Genomic DNA, 19,317 nt, shown 5'->3' with positions numbered 1-19,317 from the left:
TCGCTAGGACCGCAGGCGCTTCCATGACGCAGAGCGTCTTCATGCAGAATCCGACCGCACTGACCGCGGTGCCGCCTTCGCCCGACGGCGGGCAGTCGCATTCGGCCCCGCGCAACAGCGGCCGCGCGCTCGACATGGATTGGGTCGACGAAATCAGGATCAATCTGTCGGCCGCAGAACGGCGGGTCGCGAGCCTGCCGGGCCGTCGGACGGTCAAGAAGGATGCGCAGGCGGCGTGGCTGCTCAAGGCGGTTACCTGCATCGACCTGACGACGCTCAACGGCGACGATACCACCGAACGGGTGAAGCGCCTCTGCGCCAAGGCCAAGGCGCCCGTGCGCGGCGACCTTCTCGAGCGGCTTGGCTTTGCCGAGCGCCAGCTGCACACCGGCGCGGTCTGTGTCTACCACCGGTTCGTCGGCGCGGCTGTCGAAGCGCTCGCTGGATCCGGCATCCCGGTCGCCGCGGTCTCGACCGGATTTCCGGCGGGTCTGGTCCCCCACGAACTGAAGCTGAAGGAGATCGAGGCGTCGGTCCGCGACGGCGCGCGCGAGATCGACGTCGTCATCACGCGCGAGCACGTGCTGACCGGCGACTGGCGGGCGCTCTATGCCGAGGTCCAGGACTTCCGCGCCGTCTGCGACAACGCGCATCTGAAGACGATCCTGGCCACAGGCGACCTCAAGACGCTGCGCAATGTCGCGAAGGCATCGATGGTCTGCATGATGGCCGGTGCCGATTTCATCAAGACCTCGACCGGCAAGGAAGGCGTCAACGCCACGCTGCCGGTGACGCTGGCGATGCTGCGGATGATCCGCGTCTACCAGGAGCGCACCGGCTTCAAGATCGGCTTCAAGCCGGCCGGCGGAATCTCGACCGCAAAGGACGTGCTCAACTATCAGCTCCTGATGAAAGAGGAATTGGGGCGCGACTGGCTCGAGCCGGATCTGTTCCGCATCGGCGCCTCCAGCCTGCTTGCCGATATCGAGCGGCAGCTCGAGCATCACGTGACCGGCCACTATTCGGCTTTCAACCGCCACCCCGTGGGATGAGACTCCAGCGATGAGCGTCGCAAACTATTTCGAGACCATGGAGTACGGCCCGGCGCCCGAGGCGGACGGCGAAGCGCGCGCCTGGCTGGCGCGACATGACGCCACGTTCGGGCATTTCATCGCCGGCAAGTTCACAACGCCGCATGCCGGCAAGCACCTCACCACATTCGAGCCCGCCACCGGCAAGGCGCTGGCGCGCATCGCGCAGGGCGCGGCTGCCGACGTCGAGGCGGCGGTCCGTGCCGCGCGCACCGCACAGACAGCATGGGCAAAGCTTGGCGGTCACGGCCGCGCCCGTCATCTCTATGCGCTGGCGCGCATGTTGCAGCGTCACGGCCGGCTGTTCGCCGTGCTGGAGGCGATCGACAATGGCAAACCGATCCGCGAGACCCGCGACCTCGACGTGCCGCTTGCCGCCCGCCATTTCTACTATCACGCCGGCTGGGCGCAGTTGCAGGAACGGGAATTCGCCGATCAGGTGCCGATCGGCGTGATCGGGCAGATCATCCCGTGGAATTTCCCGCTGCTGATGCTGGCCTGGAAGATCGCGCCGGCACTGGCTGCCGGCAATACGGTGGTACTGAAGCCGGCGGAGTTCACCTCACTCACCGCGCTGCTGTTCGCCGAACTCTCGGCCGAGGCCGGCCTGCCGCCGGGTGTGTTGAACATCGTGACCGGCGATGGTGCGACTGGCGCGCTGCTGGTCGAAAGTCCCGTCGACAAGATTGCCTTCACCGGCTCGACCGAGGTCGGGCGGCTGATCCGTCAGACGACAGCAGGCACCGGCAAATCGCTGACGCTGGAGCTCGGCGGCAAGTCGCCGTTCATCGTGTTCGACGATGCCGATATCGATGGCGCGGTGGAAGGCGTGGTCGATGCGATCTGGTTCAACCAGGGCCAGGTCTGCTGCGCCGGCTCGCGGCTGTTGCTGCAGGAGGGCATTGCAGAGATCTTCCGCAGGCGGCTGATCCGCCGCATGTCGACGCTGCGCGTCGGCATGCCGCTCGACAAGACGATCGACATGGGCGCGGTGGTCGCCCCGGTGCAGCTCGAGCGGATCAAGTCGATGGTCGAGACCGGGGTGAAGGAAGGCGCCGAGAAATATCAGACGCCCGGCGCGATGCCCGCGGAGGGATGCTTCTATCCGCCGACGTTGCTTTGGAACGTGCATCCATCCTCGACGGTTGCGACTGAAGAGATATTCGGTCCTGTCCTGGTCGCGATGACGTTCCGCACGCCCGACGAGGCGGTCATGCTCGCCAACAACACGCGCTACGGCCTTGCCGCGAGCGTGTGGAGCGAGACGATCGGTCTCGCGCTCGACGTCGCGCCGAAGCTGCTGGCCGGCGTGGTCTGGGTCAACGCCACCAACCTGTTCGACGCCAGCGTCGGTTTCGGCGGCTACCGGGAGTCCGGCTTCGGCCGCGAGGGCGGCCGCGAAGGCATGGTCGAATATCTCAAGCCGAAGGCCTGGAGCGGGCGCAAGGCGCGGCCCAAGCCATCGCCGCTGCCGATCGCGTCCGGCGCCAGTGCCGGTTTCGACGCGCCGCCGATCGATCGGACGGCAAAACTGTTCGTCGGCGGCAAGCAGGTTCGCCCGGATGGCAATTATTCGCGCGCGGTGCTCTCGCCGAAAGGCCGGCGCCTCGGCGAGGTAGGAGAGGGCAATCGCAAGGACATCCGCAATGCGGTCGCCGCGGCGCGCGCCGCCGAGGGGTGGGCGCGGGCGACGGCGCATAATCGCGCCCAGATCCTCTATTACCTCGCTGAAAATCTCTCCGCGCGCAGCGACGAGTTCGTCCGGCGCATCGCCGACATGACCGGCGTGCCGTCGGCGAAGGCGCGCGCCGAAGTCGATGCGAGCATCGAGCGGCTGTTCAGCTATGGCGCATGGGCCGACAAGTTCGAGGGATCGATCCACGCGCCGCCGCTGCGCGGCGTGGCGCTCGCGATGCACGAGCCGATCGGCGTGGTCGGCGTTGCCTGTCCGGACGAAGCGCCGCTGCTCGCCTTCATCAGCCTGGTCGCACCGTTGATTGCGATGGGCAACCGGGTCGTCGCCGTGCCGAGCGAGCGGCATCCGCTCGCCGCGACCGACTTCTACCAGGTGCTCGAGACGTCGGATGTGCCGGGCGGCGTGGTCAACATCGTCACGGGTGATCGCAACGAACTGGTCAAGGTGCTTGCCGAGCATGACGATGTCGACGCGCTCTGGGCGTTCGGGTCGGCGGGCGCTTCGGCGGCAGCGGAACGGCTGTCGATCGGCAACCTCAAGCGGACGCTGGTCGATCATGGCCTCGCGCTCGACTGGTACGACAAGGCCGCGAGCGAGGGCCCGATCCTGCTCCGCCATGCCGTGCAAGTGAAGAACATCTGGATTCCGTACGGCGACTAAGGAAGTCACCTTGCGGTGATATGGCTGGGGTCCGGGCCGCCAGAGCCCGGCGATGCCGAAGACGAGGGAGGGACGCAACATGCTCAAGGGCATCAATCCACTGCTCAATGCCGACGTGCTCTATGCCCTGCGGGCGATGGGGCACGGCGATCGCCTGGTGGTGTGCGACACCAATTTTCCGGCCGACTCGATTGCCCGGCAGAGCGCGCTTGGCGAACTGCTCCGCATCGACAATGTGGGCGCCGCCAAGGCGGTCGAAGCCGTGCTCTCGGTGATGCCGCTCGATACCTTCGTCGACGATGCCGCGATCCGCATGGAGATTGTCGGCCAGCCGCAGGAGGTGCCTCCCGTGCAGCACGAGGTGCAGGCCGCGATCGATCGCGCCGAGGGACGGTCCTGGCCGTTGGTCGGCGTCGAGCGCCATGCGTTCTACGAGAAGGCCAAGACGGCTTATTGCGTGATCGCGACCGGCGAGCGGCGATTCTACGGCTGCTTCCTGTTCAGCAAGGGCGTGATCGCGCCGGACGGGGAGTGATCACATGAGCAAGCGTGGCGTCGCCGTCCTCGGCGTCTTTGTCGTCGACCTCGCATTCCGCGCCGGCAATATGCCGGCGATCGGCGAGACGATCGCCGGCTCGGGATTCGCCATGGGGCCCGGCGGCAAGGGATCCAACCAGGCTGTCGCGGCCGCGCGGGCCGGTGCTAGCGTGAGCTTCATCTCCCGGATCGGCAGCGACGCCTTCGGCGAGCTTGCGGTCAAGACCTGGGAGGCCGAGGGAATCCGGCCGCGGGTGGCGAGGACAGCGGACGCGCCGACCGGTGCTGCGTTCATCTACGTCCACGAGACGCGCGGCGACAACGCCATCATCGTGGTGCCGGGTGCGGCGGGCGGCATCAGCCCGGCCGATGTCGATGCCGTGGCGGACGCCATTCGTGACGCCAGCGTGTTCGTGACACAACTCGAGCAACCGGTCGATGCGGCATTCAGGGGGCTCGAGATCGCGCGCGCCGCCGGCAGCATCACGGTGTTCAATCCGGCGCCCGCGATCAAGTTCGACGATAGCCTGTTTGCGCTCTGCGATTACGTCGTGCCCAACGAGACCGAAGCGGAAGGGTTGACCGGCATCGCGGTCAGCGATCTCGCCGGTGCCCGCCGCGCCGGCGATGCCTTGCTGGCGAAGGGCGCAGGCACCGCGTTGATCACGCTCGGCGAGCGTGGCGCGCTGTTCCATGCGCGGGATCGCTCGCTGCACGTGCCGCCGTTTGCGGCCGGCAAGGTGGTCGAGACCACCGGCGCGGGCGATGCCTTCGTCGGCGGCTTCGCTGCGGCGCTCGCGGATGGCGTCGATCCGCTCGAGGCTGCGCGGTTCGGTTCGGCCACCGCCGGAATTTCCGTCACGCGCCCAGGGACAGCGCCCGCCATGCCGCGGCGTGCCGAGATCGACGCGCTGCTGAAGGGATGATCGCGCGATGATGCGGAACGATCCGATCAAGCATGTCTTCATCTGGCCGGCGGTGCTCGTCGTGCTGGCGATCTCGATCTTTCCGCTGATCTATTCGCTCACCACGAGCTTTCTCAGCTATCGCCTGATTCCGCCGATCCCGCCGCGCGTGGTCTGGCTCGGTAATTATGCCACGCTGTTGCAGGAGCCGCGGTTCTGGAGCGCGCTGTTCACCACGACGCTGATCGCCTTCATTGCGGTCGGCCTGCAATATGCGATCGGATTCGGCGTCGCGCTGGCGCTGAACGCGCGGGTGCCGGGCGAGCGGCTGTTTCGCGTCGCCCTGCTGCTGCCGATGCTGCTGGCGCCGGTCGCGGTCGCGCTGGTGGCGCGCATGATGTTCAACCCGACCATGGGACCGCTCAACCAGTTCCTGTCGAAGTTCGGTCTGGTCAATCTGCCCTTCCTCACCAATGGACATTGGGCACTCGCCTGCATCATCGCTGTCGAAGTCTGGCAGTGGACCCCGTTCGTCATCCTGATGATGCTGGCCGGCCTGCAAACGCTTCCCGAAGACGTCTATGAGGCCGCCGAGCTCGAGAACGCCAGCGCCTGGCAGCAGTTCTGGGGGATCACGTTTCCGATGATGCTGCCGATCTCGGCCGCGGTCGTCTTCATCCGCCTGATCGAGAGCTACAAGATCATGGACACGGTGTTCGTGATGACCGGCGGCGGGCCGGGCGTCGACACCGAGACGCTGACCTTGTTCGCCTACCAGGAAGGCTTCAAGAAGTTCAATCTCGGCTACACGTCGGCACTGAGCTTCCTGTTCCTGATCGCGATCACGATCATCGGCGTCACCTATCTGGCGCTGCTGCGGCCGCATCTGGAGAAGCGCCGATGAGCGGACAGGGCTTGACCGGACTGTCGCAATGGAGCCGCCGGCTGGTCGCGGTCGGCGTTCTCGCCTGGTGCCTGATCACGGTGTTTCCGCTCTATTGGGTGGTGGTGACCGCGTTCAAGACGCCGCCGGGCGTCGTCGGCGGGCCGACTTACATTCCGTTCGTCGACTTCACGCCGACCTTGCAGCCCTTCATCGATCTCTATCAGGGAATTCGCGGCGAGTTCTTCCGCACCTTCTTGAACTCGACCATCGTGGGCCTGTCGGCGGCGGCGATCGCCACGGCGATCGGTGCGATGGCGGCCTATGCGCTGGTGCGGTTCGAGTTCAGAGTCCGGTTCGGCGCGGGCCTCGTGTTTTTCCTGCTCGCGCTCGGCCTCTACCTGCTGTTCAACGCAACGCTCGGATTGACCCGCCCGCAGGCACTCCTGCTCGCCTTTCCGATCGCGTTGATCGCAGCCGTCGTCGCCAATCGCCTGCCGCTGCCCGGACCGATCCTCGGCAATGAAGACATCCTGTTCTGGTTCGTGAGCCAGCGCATGTTCCCGCCGATCGTCACGGCGTTCGCGCTGTATCTGCTCTACAGCGAGATCGGCCGGCTCGGCTTCCAGCTGATCGACAGCTATGTCGGCCTGACGCTTTGCTACGTCGCCTTCTCGCTGCCGATCGTGGTCTGGCTGATGCGCGACTTCTTCGAGGCGATCCCGATCGAGGTCGAGGAAGCCGCGATGGTCGACAACGTGCCGAGCTGGCGCATCTTCATCGGCATCGTGGTGCCGATGTCGATGAACGGGCTGCTGGCGACGTTCATGATCACGCTGGCCTTCGTCTGGAACGAGTTTCTGTTCGCGCTGTTCCTGACCAATTCCAGATGGCAGACGCTGCCCATCCTGGTGGCGGGACAGAACAGCCAGCGCGGCGACGAATGGTGGGCGATCTCGGCTGCGGCGCTGGTCGCGATCGTTCCCATGATGATCATGGCGGGCCTGCTCAGCCGGATGATGCGGTCGGGCCTGCTGCTCGGGGCCATCAAATAACAGAAAACTTTGTAGGGAGGACTAAACGATGTTGCGACGGACGTTCCTGATGTTGACCACTTCGCTCGCGATGGCCTGCGCCGCAGGCCATGCGAATGCTGCCTGCAGTCCGGATTACACCGGCGTCACCCTGACGGTGGCGTCGCAGACCGGACCCTATATCGCCTCCGCGCTCAAGCTCGGCGCCGACGAATGGGCCAAGAAGACCTGCGGCAAGGTCAATGTCGTCGAGTTTCCCTGGTCCGAGCTCTATCCGAAGATCGCGACGTCGCTGACGGCGTCGGACGCGACGTTCGATCTCGTCAGCTTCGCGCCGGCCTGGCTGCCGGACTTCGTGCCTTATCTGAGCGAGATGCCGAAGGAGATGCAGTCCGGCAAGGACTGGGACGACATCGAACCGGCCTATCGCGAACGCCTGATGGTGTGGGAAGGCAAGATCTATTCGCAATCGATGGACGGCGACGTCCACACCTATACCTACCGCATCGATCTGTTCAGCGATCCCAAGGAGAAGGATGCTTTCAAGGCCAAGTACGGCTACGACCTCGCGCCGCCGAAGACCTGGAAGCAGTATCTCGACATCGCGGAGTTCTTCCAGCGGCCGGACAAGGGGCTGTGGGGAACCGCGGAAGCCTTCCGTCGCGGCGGTCAGCAGTTCTGGTTCTTCTTCAGCCACGCGGCGGCTTACACGAACAATCCGAACTATCCGGGCGCGATGTTCTTCGACCCCGAGACGATGGACGCGCAGATCAACAATCCGGGCTGGGTGAAGGGCCTCGAGGAATACATCAAGGCATCGAAGCTCGGGCCGCCCAATGCGCTGAACTTCTCGTTCGGCGAAGTCAACGCGGCGGTCGCCGGCGGCCAGGTCGCGGAATCGATCGGCTGGGGTGACACCGGCGTCATCGCCGCCGACCCGAAGCAGTCGAAGATCTCGGGCAAGGTCGGCTCGGCGATGCTGCCCGGTTCGGACGAGATCTGGAACGCCAAGACCAAGAAGTGGGACAAGTTCCCGGGCGTGCTTCCAGCCCCGTTCATGGCGTTCGGCGGCTGGCAGATCGCGGTGCCGAAGGCCGGCAAGAACCAGCAGGCGGCGTGGGACTTCGTCAAGACCCTGACCAGCCCCGACGTGTCGGGCCAGGCGGCGATCACCGGCGGCAGCGGCGTCAATCCCTATCGCAAATCGCACACCGCCAATCTGCAACTGTGGAGCAAGATCTTCTCGCCGGAAGAGGCCAAGGAATATCTCGGCGCACAATCGGACTCCATCAATGCCAAGAACGTCGCGCTCGACATGCGTCTGCCCGGCTATTTCTCCTACACCGAGGTGGTGGAGATCGAGCTCGGCAAGGCGCTGGCCGGCCAGACCACGCCGCAGGCAGCGCTCGACGCGATGGCGAAGGAGTGGAACAGGCTGACCGACGAGTTCGGCCGGGCCAAGCAGCTCGCCGCCTATCGCGCGGCGATGGGCCTGCCGCCGAAAAACTAGCTTTCAACCGAGACATCCCGGATGATGCGCGCGCGTCATCCGGGATTTTGACGAGCCGTCGACGAAGGGACGGAAAAGGATTCCATGGCGCACGTCGAGATCGAAAACGTCAGCAAGGCATACGGGCCCTACAAGATCATCGAAGGGCTCGACCTCACCGTGGCCGACGAGGAGTTTGTCGTGCTGGTCGGCCCGTCCGGCTGCGGCAAGACCACCACGCTGCGCATGATCGCGGGGCTGGAGGCCGTCACCGGCGGAACCATCCGCATCGGCAACCGCGACGTGACCCAGTTGCGCCCCGGCTTGCGCAATTGCGCGATGGTGTTCCAGAATTACGCGCTCTATCCGCACATGACGGTCGCCGAGAACATCGGCTACGGCATGAAGGTGCGGGGCGAGCAGCGCGCCAGCATCGAGAAGGCCGTGGGTGACGTGGCGCGGGTCCTCGGCCTCGAGCAATATCTGCAGCGGAGGCCGAAGCAGCTTTCCGGCGGCCAGCGCCAGCGCGTGGCGATCGGACGGGCCATCGTGCGCAGCCCGGACGTCTTCCTGTTCGATGAGCCGCTGTCCAATCTCGACGCCAAGCTGCGCATCGAGATGCGGACCGAGATCAAGGCGCTGCATCGCCGCCTCGCCAAGACGATCGTCTATGTCACGCACGACCAGGTCGAAGCCATGACGATGGCCGACCGCGTCGTGGTGATGAACAAGGGCCGGATCGAACAGGCGGCCGATCCGATCACGATCTACGAGAAGCCGAGCAACCTCTTCGTCGCGGGCTTCATGGGCGCGCCCAGCATGAATTTCATCCAGGGCGAGCTCGCGGCTCGTGACGGCGCGCTCATGTTCACCGAGCCGTCCGGCACCGCGTTGAAGGTGCCGAGGTCACGTGAGGCGGCCTATGCGGGCAGCGTCGGCAAGCCCGTGGTACTTGGCGTGCGGCCCGATCATGTGTTGCGGCAGGGTGCGCCGGCGGGCTCTTCCGTCCGTTTGCTGGTCAAAGACGTCGAGCCGCTCGGGCCGCACACGCTGGTGATCGGAACCGTGGGCGCATTCGCGTTCACGGCGCAAATGCCGGTCGGCGTCGCCGCCGAGCCGGATCATGTCATTGACGTCGCGCTCGATCTCGAGCGAACGCATCTGTTCGACAAGGCATCGGGGATGGCCATCTCCTGATTTTGCTGCTGGGCCGGACCAGGCGTTCGAACGCCCCTGGGAGCCGCAAGGGGGCCTCTGACGCGATTGTTTTCTATGTTATCAAGTGATCCGTCGAAGCTGCGCTCGTGCAGGACCTGCCCGAGCCTTACGAACCCGGATCCCGATGATGCTGTCGCTTCCCAAGACCAAGATACGCGTGCTGCTGCTGGAGGGCGTGAATGACTCCGCGGCCCGGATGTTCGAGGCGAACGGCTATACCGAACTGCAACGGCTGCCCAAGGCGCTGGGACCCAAAGAGCTCCGGCAAGCGCTGTCAGGCATCCATATGCTGGGGATTCGGTCGCGGACGCAATTGACCGCGGAAATCCTGGAGGCCGCCGACCGGCTGCTGGTCGTCGGCTGCTTCTCGGTTGGCACCAACCAGGTCGACCTCGACGCCGCGCGAAAACTCGGAATCCCCGTCTTCAACGCGCCATATTCCAACACCCGCAGCGTCGCCGAGCTGACCATTGCCGAGATCGTGATGCTGTTCCGCCGGATCTTTCCGCGGTCAGTCTCGGCACATGCCGGCGGCTGGGACAAGTCCGCCGAAGGCAGCCGCGAGGTGCGCGGCAAGACGCTCGGCATCGTCGGCTACGGCAATATCGGCTCGCAGCTGTCGAACCTCGCCGAAGCGATGGGCATGCGCGTGATCTATTTTGATCACACCGACAAGCTGCGTCACGGCAATACCGAGCCGGTCGACACGCTCGACGAACTGCTCGCGGCCAGTGACGTGGTCTCGCTGCACGTGCCGGAAACGCCGGCGACCGCCAATATGATCGGCGCGGCCCAGCTCCGGTTGATGAAGCCCGAGGCCTATCTGATCAACAATTCGCGCGGCACCGTGGTCGATCTCGATGCGCTGGCGAGCGCCCTGCGCGAGAACCGCCTGGCGGGTGCCGCAGTCGACGTGTTTCCGGTCGAGCCGGTGTCGAACGAGGCGCGCTTCGTCTCGCCGCTGCAGGGCCTCTCCAACGTCATCCTGACGCCGCATGTCGGCGGTTCGACGGAAGAAGCTCAGGATCGCATCGGCGGCGAAGTCGCCCGCAAGCTGATCGATTATTCCGATGTCGGGTCGACCTTCGGCGCGGTCAATTTTCCGCAGGTGCAATTGCCGGCGCGGCCGACCGGCACCCGCTTCATCCATGTTCATCGCAACGTTCCCGGCGTCATGCGCCAAGTCAACGATGCGCTCTCCCGGCACGGCATCAACATCCTGGCGCAGTATCTGCAGACCGATCCGGAAGTCGGCTATGTCGTGCTCGAGACCGACGTGGTCGGCGGCGAGGGCGAGGCACTGCTGGCCGATTTGAGAGCCATCGACGGCACCATCCGCGCGCGGGTGCTGTACGACCAGAACCGGCCGCAGGGGTGATCGACTGCGTCAGTCGGCAGAGAAGCCGAACGGGACGCTCGAGGTCCTGAAATCATCGGGAAGAATCTCGCGTCCGATCGGCGGCGCGGATCGCGCCGCGCATCGCGGACGATGGCAGACGCGGCATGCGACGCCGATCGGCGTCGGCTCGTCCGCGTTCGGCCCCTGTCCGTCGCGCGTGTAGATCAGCTGGCCCGCGTGCTCGGCGGCGCAACCGATCGCGATCGCCCGCTCGACGCGGATGGCGCCGAATGCGCCGCCGCCGGCGGTCACGGTGCGGGCGATCGAGAAGAACCGCTGTCCGTCCGGCAGTTCCAGCCATTGCGTCACGATCTGGCGTGGCGTCTTGAAGATGCCGTGGACCGACCACAGCGGACACGCGCCGCCGTGCTTCGCAAACGGAAATCCCGCGCCGTCGAGCAGCTTGGAGATGTTGCCCGCCGGATCGACGCGGATCAGGAAGAACGGGACCTTTTCCAGGCCCGGCCGCTGCAAGGTCGTGACGCGATGCGCCGTCTGCTCGAAGCTGGTGCCGAATTGACGCGCCAGTGCCTCGAGGTCGTAGCGACGGGCTTCGACCGCTTTCGCGAACACGGAGTAGGGCATGATGAGCGCGGCTGCCGCGTAGGCGCCGAGCGCGCGGCGGGCCAGCAATTCGGCGCTCTTGCTGGTGAACTTGCCGTCCTCGACCGCCGCGCCGATCTCGTCTTCCAGCTCGAGATAGGCGAGCTGCTTGGCCAATTGAAAGTTGAGACCCGCGGTATCGAGCGAGTCCTCGAGCAGCAATTGTCTGCGATGCATGTCCAGTCGCCTGACCGAACCGAGCATGACGTTGGGCGGCAGATAGCGGACTTGAAGCTTGTGACGCTCGCGCAGCCGCTCGATAAATCCGGCCGGCCCGGCAGGCTCGTGGACGAGGCGCTCGGCTGCGTCGTCGAGGTTGGCGAAATTGTTGCGGCGCGCGGCGAGGAACCGCCTGACCTCCGCGACGGGATCGTTGGCGTCGAAATTTTGCTGCCCAGGAAAGGATCCGCCGCCAGCCAGGTCCGGAGCGCTGCGCTCCGCCAGCGCCAGCTGTTCCTCGCGATAGGCGGTGTAGAGGCGAAGGAACGCTTCGGTCATGCCGGGATAGCTGACCGCGAGGTCGCTGACCTCGAGCGCGGGGATGTCGATGTCGGCGAACATCGGTTCCTTCAGGATCGACTGCATCCGCGCGGTGTGATCGGCGCCGCCGTCGCCGGCGAGATCGGCCAGATCGATCTTGTAGGTGCGGGCGAGGCGAAGCAGCATGTCGGCCGTCACCGGCCGCTGATTGCGTTCCAGCAGCGCGACATAGGGGGCGGAGATTTCCAGGTCGGCCGCCATGTCGGCCTGGGTCAACCCGAGATCGCGCCGCAGCCGGCGCAGCCGGGGGCCCATGAAAACGGAACGGGCGCTTGAGGTTGCCATCGCCTAATCCAGGTGAAGTGTAAGATTCTTACAATAATACAACGGTTTCTTGTAAGTTATGACAAGTTTTCCGCGCCAAGTCTAGCTCCCGGCGAGACTGGGCTTACAAAAGAGCCCAGTTATTTCGTCACCGAAGGGATCACGGACATGAACTTCCAACCGCGCGGGATCAGCGACCGGGCCATCCAGGGACCGGCTTCCTATCAGAGCGAGCTCGAGGCTGCTGAAGCGCTGCTCAAGACCAAGGACACCTGGAACGGCGTCACCGCCGAAGCCGTGGCGCGCATGCGCCTGCAGAACCGCTTCAAGACCGGTCTGGACGTCGCCCGTTACACGGCTGCGCTGATGCGCGCCGACATGGCGGCCTATGATGCCGACAGCACCAAGTACACCCAGTCGCTCGGCTGCTGGCACGGCTTCATCGCGCAGCAGAAGCTGATCTCGGTCAAGAAGCACTTCGGCAACACCGATCGCCGCTATCTCTATCTCTCGGGCTGGATGATCGCCGCGCTGCGCTCCGAGTTCGGCCCGCTGCCCGACCAGTCGATGCACGAGAAGACCTCGGTGCCGGCCCTGATCGAAGAGCTCTACACCTTCCTGCGTCAGGCGGATTCCCGCGAGCTCAACGACATCTTCCGCGCGCTCGATGCGGCGCGCAAGGAAGGCGACAAGGCCAAGGAAAAGGCGTTGATCGAGAAGATCGACAACTTCCAGACCCACGTCGTGCCTGTCATCGCCGACATCGACGCCGGCTTCGGCAATGCCGAGGCGACCTATCTGCTCGCCAAGAAGATGATCGAGGCGGGCGCCTGCGCCCTGCAGATCGAGAACCAGGTTTCGGACGAGAAGCAGTGCGGCCACCAGGACGGCAAGGTCACCGTGCCGCATGAGGTGTTCATCGCCAAGATTCGCGCCTGCCGCCATGCGTTCCTCGAGCTCGGCGTCGAAGACGGCATCATCGTGACCCGCACCGACTCGCTCGGCGCCGGCCTGACCCAGCAGATCGCGGTCAGCCACAAGCCGGGCGACATCGGCGACCAGTACAACAGCTTCCTCGATTGCGAGGAAGTGACGGCTGCCAATGCGCGCAACGGCGACGTCATCATCAACCAGAACGGCAAGATGATGCGTCCGAAGCGGCTGCCCAGCAACCTCTACCAGTTCCGTCCCGGCACCGGTGCGGATCGCTGCGTGCTCGACTGCATCACCTCGCTGCAGAACGGCGCTGACCTCTTGTGGATCGAGACCGAGAAGCCGCATATCGAGCAGATCGCCTCGATGGTCGATCGCATCCGCAAGGTCATCCCGAACGCGAAGCTCGCCTACAACAACTCGCCGTCGTTCAACTGGACCCTCAACTTCCGTTGGCAGGTCTACGACGCGATGAAGGAAGCGGGTCAGGACGTCAGCAAGTATAACCGCGCCGAGCTGATGAAGGCCGAGTACGACGACACCCCGCTGGCGAAGGAAGCCGACGAGCGTATCCGCACCTTCCAGGCGGATTCGGCCAAGCGCGCCGGCATCTTCCACCACCTGATCACGCTGCCGACCTATCACACGGCTGCGCTGTCGACCGACAATCTCGCACGCGAGTATTTCGGCGAGCAGGGCATGCTGGGTTACGTCAAGAACGTGCAGCGCGCGGAGATCCGTCAGGGCATCGCCTGCGTCAAGCACCAGAACATGGCGGGCTCCGATATCGGCGACGATCACAAGGAGTACTTCGCCGGTGAGGCTGCCCTGAAGGCGGGCGGCGCCCACAACACGATGAACCAGTTCGGCTAACGGCTCGAACGGATCATTCGAATATCGGCCGGGCAGGCGGGATTGCGATGCAGTCCCGCCTGTTCTCCAAGTTGGCGGGGCGGTCTCGATCACGGTGATGCGAGATCGCCCCGCATTGCTTGCAAAGCCGACTCCCTCAGGCCTCAGCCCTTTCGAGATTCCCGCATTCCGCACGAGCGTGGTACGTTGCGATCCCGGGGGCATGTCGCGCTACCGATGGACCTCGGGAACGCGGCCGGTGATTGCCCGCTTTGTATGGGACGGTTGGCCGTTCGAACTGTTCGGCGATCACCGCCCTGTGGATCAGCAGCGCGGCTGGATCCATTTCGAGGTCGAGCGGCGACTGCTCGCGCTTGATGGCGGGACGTTGCGCCGAGCCGTTGGCAAGCTAAGGGCAGATGGCCTCAAGACCGAGCCTGCATTCGCCGCCGTGCTCGGCATATCGGGCGATCCCTATCGAGGCTTGCTCCAACTCGCGGCGGAAACGGACGCCGAGTTGCGCGCCCGGCTTGCGGTGCGCGGCCTCGGCTGATCGCGAGGTCATTCGCCCGGAACGAGATGGCCGACCGGCTGGCGTACGAGGCGCCGGTGCCTGCGGCGGGACAGATAGAGCAGCAGGCCGGTCACGGCGAATAGCGGCATCATGGCGGCGGCGAGCATGAAGGCGAGCTTGCCGGGCCATCCGAGGATGGCGCCGCGGTGGATGTCGAGCACGCCGGCGAGGACGCGCTCGCCCAAGGTCTTGTCCGCGTAGCGATCCGACGAGATGACGTGACCGGTGACGGCATCGATGCGGAACTCGTCGCGCACGCTCTCGAGCGATGAACTTCGCGACCATGACCGCACGCGCACGGCGGCGCCCGCACCCGCCGGCAGGGTCAGGAGCGCCCTTCCGTAATCGTTGTTCTCTTGCTGCAGGAACGTGGTCCAGACACGATCGAAGCCGAGCGGCTTCGTCTCGGCGGTCTTTGTATCGGTCTTGTTTGTCTCAGCCTTGGCGTCTGCTTTGCCCTCGGACGCCGCCGCGCCGCGCGGCGGCTTGGGTTGCATCGCCGCGGCCATGGCCTGCGGCCGCGCCAGCAGCCAGTTGGCGCCGGCCTTGTACCACTCGAATGAATACCACAGGCCGGTCAGCGTCATCACCAGATAGACCGGCAGCACCCAGGTGCCGATCACGGCGTGCAGCGAACGATGCAGGCCGCGCCCGCGCAGTGCCAGATTTGGCTTCAGCCACATCTTGACGCTGCGCGCGCGATGCGGCCAGCGCAGCACGAGGCCTGATATCAGCATCACGATCAGGCAGATCGCGGCTGTGCCGGTGATCTTGCGGCCGATGCCGTTGCCGTCGCCCGGCAGCAGCAGCCAGCGATGCAGCTTGCGGACGGTCGCGAAGAAGTCCTCGCCGCGCGGCGAGCCGAGCACGTGTCCGTCATAGGGATCGACATAGACCGAGGACGGCCGCGTGCCGCCTTCGCTGCGGGCAAAGCGGATATGCGCCGCCGCCGCCGGATCGCTGGCCATCGCTACTGCGGAGACCCCGCCGAAATCACCCACCTTCTGAAGCTGCGCGACCAGCTCGTCCGGCGTGAGCCGCCGGGCCGCGCTGGCCTCGACGCGCATCAGATGGCTGTTCAGGCTGGCCTCGATCTCGTCCTCGAAGCTCATCGTCGCGCCCGTGAGGCCGACCACAGCCCAGAGCAGTGCCAGCGCAAGACCCGCGATGGAATGGATCTGCAACAGCACGGCCTTGATCGGGCGTCGAGCATCACTCATCGAAGCCGGCCTTTCGGATCAGGGCGATTGCGGCTGCCTGATGCGCGGCGATCCTCTCGACAGGCAACGCATCGATGGGGAACGATCCGATCTCATCGACGACCGGAGGCCGCTTTGCGGTCGCCAGCACCGGATATTCCAGTTCGGCGGCTGCAAAGATCGTCTGGGCTTCCGGCGTGACGAGGAATTCGAGGAACGCGCGCGCGGCGGCCGGGTGCGGTGCGTGCCGCGCCATCGCAGCTCCAGTCAGATTGACGTGACTGCCGCCGCCTCTGAACACCGCCGGTACCGCCTTCACGGCGTCCGCCCAGGCGCGCCAGTCATTGCCTTCGCGGCCGTCGCGGAGTTGCGCGAGCGCGACCGTGTTGCCGATTCCGATGTCGCAACGCCCTTCCGCGATCTCGCGCACCACGTCGTTGTCCTTGCCGGCAGGCTTGCTCGCGAGATTACCCTTCAGGCCGGCGAGCCAGCCCTCCGTCGCGTCAGTCCCGTGATGCGCGAGATAAGCCGCGATCAGCGCGACGTTGTTCTGGTGGAGCGCCGGCCGCATGCACAATCTGCTGCGCCATTTGGGATCGGCGAGCTCTTCATAGCTGATCGCGGCGAGGGGATTGTCCTTGCGTGCGAACACCACTCGCGGACGGACGGCGAGCGCGATCCACTGGTCGTCGCCGCCGCGCAGGTTCGCGGGCACCGCCTGATCCAGCGCCGGCGATGCAAGCGGTTGCGTCAGTCCGCGCGCGGCAAGCTGCGTCGTCTTGTCGAGACCGATGGTGAGGAGGACATCGGCGGGTGAGCGCTCGCCTTCGGACATCAGCCGCTTGACCAGACTGTCTTCGATGAAGACGGTCTTGACGGTGGTGCCGGTCGCGGCTGTGAAGGCCGCGACCGCGGGCTCAACCAGATTGGCTTCGCGGGTCGAGTAAAGTGTGAGTTCCTCGGCGTGCGCCGTGGCGCAGGCGAAAGCGATCGCGGCCAAGGGGGCCAGCAGTCTGATCGCTGTCCGCGCGGTGGCCATGCTAGAATTTCACCGTTGCCGACAGCGAGACGCGGCGCGCATCGCCCATCGCGACCGACAGAATGTTGTTGGCGGAGGGATAGTAGACAGTGTCGAACAGGTTCTTGACGTTCAACTGGTAGATCACCGGGAACGTCTGGACCTTGGTCTCGTAGGTCGCAAACACGTCCGCGACCGTGTAGGACGGCAGCACGAAGCTGTTCGTCGCGTCGCCGGGGCGGTCACCGACATAGCGCGCGCCGCCGCCGAGACGCAGCCGGCCGGGCAGGGTGGTGCCGAAATCATAGACCAGATAGAGCGATGCGGTGTTGAGCGCGACGTTCTGCAGGGCATTACCGACGAGCGTCGGATCCTCGGTGACGCGTGCGTCGGTATAGCCATAGCTGCCGATCACGCTCCAATTGTCGGTCAGCCTGCCGGTGACGTCGAGTTCGACGCCGCGCGAGCGAACCCTGCCGGCGGTGCGGTATTCAACGATGCCGGTCGTGGGATTGAGCTGCGAAACCAGCACGTTCTTCTTGTCGATGTCGTAGAGCGCAAGCGTGCCGGAGATCCGCTTGTTGAAGTCGAACCTGACGCCGGTCTCCCACTGGGTGCCCTCCTCGGGCGCGATGTTGGAGCCGATCACGACGCCGCCGGTGAGCGGCGCGATCGTCGAGGTCGGCTTCAGCGACTGCGTATAGCTCGCATAGAGCGAAACCTGGTCGGTGAGCTTGAGGATGGCGCCGCCGAGCGGCAGCACCTTGTCGGCCGAGACGTTGGTGTTGGTGATGAACGGCCGGCCCCTGCCGGCAATCTGGTCGTAATCCATGTAGCGCACGCCGCCGACCAACGCGAAGCGCTCGGTCAGGTGCAGCGTGTCCTGGAAGAACAGCGACCACTGGCCGAGCTTGTCGGTCTGGGCGCTGTCGCTGGCCGATATTGTGCTGCCGGGAACGACCAGCCCATACACCGGATTGTAGAAGTTGAAATTCGGTGTCGCCTGCCGGATCAGATTGTCGCGATAGATCGTGCGGTATTCGCCGTCACCGCCGAACAGCACCTCGTTGCGGAATCCGCCGAGCCAGACATTGCCCTGCAGATAGGACGTGCCGTAGCTGGCATTGCTGAGCGAACCCTGGGTGCCGTCATTGCTGCGGGTCTCGACGCCGGTCCTGGCGTTGACACCGGTGATGCGGAGCTGGTTGGCGCTGAAAGTCTCGGTGTTGTAGCTGTAGGCCGCGAACAGCTTCCAGTCCTGGTTCAGGCGGTGCTCGACCGAGGCCTGCATCAGGTCGGAGGTGCCCCACATGTTGTTGAAGGGCTCGTCGAGCCGGCGCGTCGCCGGGAGCGCCAGCGGCGTCTTCGTCACGGAATCGAACGCGGTGCCGCGGTCGAACGGCGTGATGAATTCGCGATGCTCATAGTTGAGCTGGACGGTGGTGTTCTCGCCGTACCAGGCCAATGACGGTGCGACCAGCATTTCGCGATGGCGCCCGAAATTGCGCCAATAGTCTTCGCTGACGCCATAACCGATGAAGCGATAGGCGAGGCCGCCATTGCCGATCGGGCCGGTGATATCGACCGTGCCGTCGGCGCCGCTCTTGTTGCCGGCGTAGGTCGAGCCGAGCAGGGTCATCGAGCCATGCTGATAGAGTTCGGGGCGCTTGCTGATCGTGTTGACGATGCCGCCGGGATCCATGATGCCGTAGAGCAGCGAGGCCGGCCCCTTCAGCACTTCGACGCTCTCGACCGCGGCATTGAGGCTGCGGCCCTGCACCAGCGGCATGCCGTTGCGCATGATCGAGCCGTCGCGATTGTCGCCGAAGCCGCGGCGCATCACGGCATCCAGCGTGCCGGCCAGCGTGTTGCCCTGGGTGACGCCGCTGACATTGGCCAGCGCGTCATCGAGATTGCGCGGCAGCTGATCCCTGAGCACCTGCTCGGGCACGACGTTGACCGTCTGCGCGGTGTCGAGCGGTGAGGCACCGCTGCGCAGCGTGGTCGAGCTCGGCATCGCGCGGTAGCCGAGCTTGGCTTCGTTCAGCGCGGCGGCTGCTGCGGCTGCGCGCTCGGACGCTGTCGGTGGCGTCGGCTGGGCGTTCCGGCTGCGCTGCCGTGCCGCGGCGGTCGTCTGGGCCGGCTGTGCCGATCGCGCCGAATTGGCTGCAGGCTTGCGCTTCTGTGTCGGCTGCTCGACCGTGACCGGCGGCAATGCGACGCTCGATTGGGCGTTTGCCGGCGTCACCGAGGAGGCGGCGTCGGCGAGCAGGAATGCTGCGCCGATCAGCAGATGGGTGCGGCTCCTGTCGGCGGCATTTCGACGGTCGCCGACAACCCGGCCATCAGCATTCACAGACACGCTTGGACTTCCGATTCACGCGAACTCATTCACGACGCGCCTCTAGCAGTCGGCGCGCGC

15 protein-coding genes are annotated in these 19,317 nt (G+C 65.4%); 11 read left to right on the top strand and 4 right to left on the bottom strand.

Features of this window, described 5'->3' with window-relative positions; all coding sequences use genetic code 11:
- The first annotated feature begins 41 nt into the window (after positions 1 to 41).
- From deoC to serA, 9 genes are all read left to right on the top strand, one after another.
- Complete coding sequence (gene deoC, locus ACTUWL_RS07800) at positions 42 to 1,052, top strand: deoxyribose-phosphate aldolase (protein ID WP_106939902.1); 1,011 nt, start codon at positions 42 to 44, stop codon at positions 1,050 to 1,052.
- A gap of 10 nt (positions 1,053 to 1,062) precedes the next feature.
- Entirely contained in the window at positions 1,063 to 3,447 is a 2,385-nt protein-coding gene (locus ACTUWL_RS07795) for an aldehyde dehydrogenase family protein (RefSeq protein ID WP_021076109.1), read from the top strand.
- A gap of 79 nt (positions 3,448 to 3,526) precedes the next feature.
- Positions 3,527 to 3,982, top strand: coding sequence for an RbsD/FucU family protein (locus ACTUWL_RS07790; protein ID WP_021076110.1), 456 nt, complete (start codon positions 3,527 to 3,529; stop codon positions 3,980 to 3,982).
- A gap of 4 nt (positions 3,983 to 3,986) precedes the next feature.
- Entirely contained in the window at positions 3,987 to 4,910 is a 924-nt protein-coding gene (locus ACTUWL_RS07785; protein ID WP_021076111.1) for a ribokinase, read from the top strand.
- A gap of 7 nt (positions 4,911 to 4,917) precedes the next feature.
- A complete protein-coding gene (locus ACTUWL_RS07780; RefSeq protein ID WP_021076112.1) occupies positions 4,918 to 5,793 on the top strand; it encodes a carbohydrate ABC transporter permease in 876 nt (291 codons plus the stop codon).
- On the top strand, positions 5,790 to 6,827 hold the full coding sequence (locus tag ACTUWL_RS07775) for a carbohydrate ABC transporter permease (RefSeq protein WP_021076113.1): 1,038 nt from the start codon (positions 5,790 to 5,792) through the stop codon (positions 6,825 to 6,827). The genes ACTUWL_RS07780 and ACTUWL_RS07775 overlap by 4 nt, the downstream gene beginning before the upstream one ends.
- 28 nt (positions 6,828 to 6,855) lie before the next feature.
- Positions 6,856 to 8,316 (top strand): extracellular solute-binding protein, encoded by a 1,461-nt coding sequence (locus tag ACTUWL_RS07770; RefSeq protein WP_021076114.1) that lies wholly within the window; start codon positions 6,856 to 6,858, stop codon positions 8,314 to 8,316.
- Between the two features lie 84 nt (positions 8,317 to 8,400).
- On the top strand, positions 8,401 to 9,492 hold the full coding sequence (locus ACTUWL_RS07765; RefSeq protein WP_021076115.1) for an ABC transporter ATP-binding protein: 1,092 nt from the start codon (positions 8,401 to 8,403) through the stop codon (positions 9,490 to 9,492).
- A gap of 145 nt (positions 9,493 to 9,637) precedes the next feature.
- Positions 9,638 to 10,891, top strand: a complete 1,254-nt coding sequence (serA, locus tag ACTUWL_RS07760) for a phosphoglycerate dehydrogenase (protein ID WP_035649390.1) — start codon at positions 9,638 to 9,640, stop codon at positions 10,889 to 10,891.
- A 9-nt stretch (positions 10,892 to 10,900) separates the two neighbouring features.
- On the opposite strand, the gene ACTUWL_RS07755 is transcribed toward serA, so the two are convergent.
- Positions 10,901 to 12,340 (bottom strand): helix-turn-helix domain-containing protein, encoded by a 1,440-nt coding sequence (locus tag ACTUWL_RS07755; RefSeq protein ID WP_021076117.1) that lies wholly within the window; start codon positions 12,338 to 12,340, stop codon positions 10,901 to 10,903.
- A 147-nt stretch (positions 12,341 to 12,487) separates the two neighbouring features.
- Here ACTUWL_RS07755 and ACTUWL_RS07750 point away from each other — a divergent pair, with 147 nt between their 5' ends.
- Both ACTUWL_RS07750 and ACTUWL_RS07745 read left to right on the top strand, forming a co-directional pair.
- Positions 12,488 to 14,125: an isocitrate lyase gene (locus ACTUWL_RS07750; protein ID WP_021076118.1), complete on the top strand. Its 1,638-nt coding sequence runs from the start codon at positions 12,488 to 12,490 to the stop codon at positions 14,123 to 14,125.
- Positions 14,126 to 14,363: 238 nt separating this feature from the next.
- Positions 14,364 to 14,657 carry a DUF4269 domain-containing protein gene (locus ACTUWL_RS07745; protein ID WP_021076119.1) on the top strand — a complete coding sequence of 98 codons (294 nt, stop codon included), beginning with the start codon at positions 14,364 to 14,366 and terminating at the stop codon, positions 14,655 to 14,657.
- A gap of 8 nt (positions 14,658 to 14,665) precedes the next feature.
- On the opposite strand, the gene ACTUWL_RS07740 is transcribed toward ACTUWL_RS07745, so the two are convergent.
- Genes ACTUWL_RS07740 through ACTUWL_RS07730 form a run of 3 tightly spaced genes read right to left on the bottom strand, consistent with a single transcriptional unit; the run spans position 14,666 to position 19,251 of the window.
- The gene (locus ACTUWL_RS07740) at positions 14,666 to 15,898 is read right to left on the bottom strand and encodes a PepSY-associated TM helix domain-containing protein (RefSeq protein ID WP_021076120.1); all 1,233 of its coding nucleotides are present in this window, start codon (positions 15,896 to 15,898) and stop codon (positions 14,666 to 14,668) included.
- Positions 15,891 to 16,916, bottom strand: coding sequence for an extracellular solute-binding protein (locus ACTUWL_RS07735; protein ID WP_021076121.1), 1,026 nt, complete (start codon positions 16,914 to 16,916; stop codon positions 15,891 to 15,893). The genes ACTUWL_RS07740 and ACTUWL_RS07735 overlap by 8 nt, the downstream gene beginning before the upstream one ends.
- 1 nt (position 16,917) lies before the next feature.
- Entirely contained in the window at positions 16,918 to 19,251 is a 2,334-nt protein-coding gene (locus ACTUWL_RS07730; RefSeq protein WP_035649394.1) for a TonB-dependent siderophore receptor, read from the bottom strand.
- Between the last annotated feature and the right edge of the window lie 66 nt (positions 19,252 to 19,317).

The sequence above is a fragment of the Bradyrhizobium sp. WCU1 genome (assembly GCF_053474805.1).
This window is presented reverse-complemented; position numbering and strand designations above follow the sequence as displayed.

Excerpts from the sequence above, each read along its gene's own strand:
- deoC (WP_106939902.1), top strand. The coding sequence starts at position 42 with ATGCAGAATCCGACCGCACTGACCGCGGTGCCGCCTTCGCCCGACGGC.
- ACTUWL_RS07795 (WP_021076109.1), top strand. The coding sequence starts at position 1,063 with ATGAGCGTCGCAAACTATTTCGAGACCATGGAGTACGGCCCGGCGCCC.
- ACTUWL_RS07790 (WP_021076110.1), top strand. The coding sequence starts at position 3,527 with ATGCTCAAGGGCATCAATCCACTGCTCAATGCCGACGTGCTCTATGCC.
- ACTUWL_RS07785 (WP_021076111.1), top strand. The coding sequence starts at position 3,987 with ATGAGCAAGCGTGGCGTCGCCGTCCTCGGCGTCTTTGTCGTCGACCTC.
- ACTUWL_RS07780 (WP_021076112.1), top strand. The coding sequence starts at position 4,918 with ATGATGCGGAACGATCCGATCAAGCATGTCTTCATCTGGCCGGCGGTG.
- ACTUWL_RS07775 (WP_021076113.1), top strand. The coding sequence starts at position 5,790 with ATGAGCGGACAGGGCTTGACCGGACTGTCGCAATGGAGCCGCCGGCTG.
- ACTUWL_RS07770 (WP_021076114.1), top strand. The coding sequence starts at position 6,856 with ATGTTGCGACGGACGTTCCTGATGTTGACCACTTCGCTCGCGATGGCC.
- ACTUWL_RS07765 (WP_021076115.1), top strand. The coding sequence starts at position 8,401 with ATGGCGCACGTCGAGATCGAAAACGTCAGCAAGGCATACGGGCCCTAC.
- serA (WP_035649390.1), top strand. The coding sequence starts at position 9,638 with ATGATGCTGTCGCTTCCCAAGACCAAGATACGCGTGCTGCTGCTGGAG.
- ACTUWL_RS07755 (WP_021076117.1), bottom strand. The coding sequence starts at position 12,340 with ATGGCAACCTCAAGCGCCCGTTCCGTTTTCATGGGCCCCCGGCTGCGC.
- ACTUWL_RS07750 (WP_021076118.1), top strand. The coding sequence starts at position 12,488 with ATGAACTTCCAACCGCGCGGGATCAGCGACCGGGCCATCCAGGGACCG.
- ACTUWL_RS07740 (WP_021076120.1), bottom strand. The coding sequence starts at position 15,898 with ATGAGTGATGCTCGACGCCCGATCAAGGCCGTGCTGTTGCAGATCCAT.
- ACTUWL_RS07735 (WP_021076121.1), bottom strand. The coding sequence starts at position 16,916 with ATGGCCACCGCGCGGACAGCGATCAGACTGCTGGCCCCCTTGGCCGCG.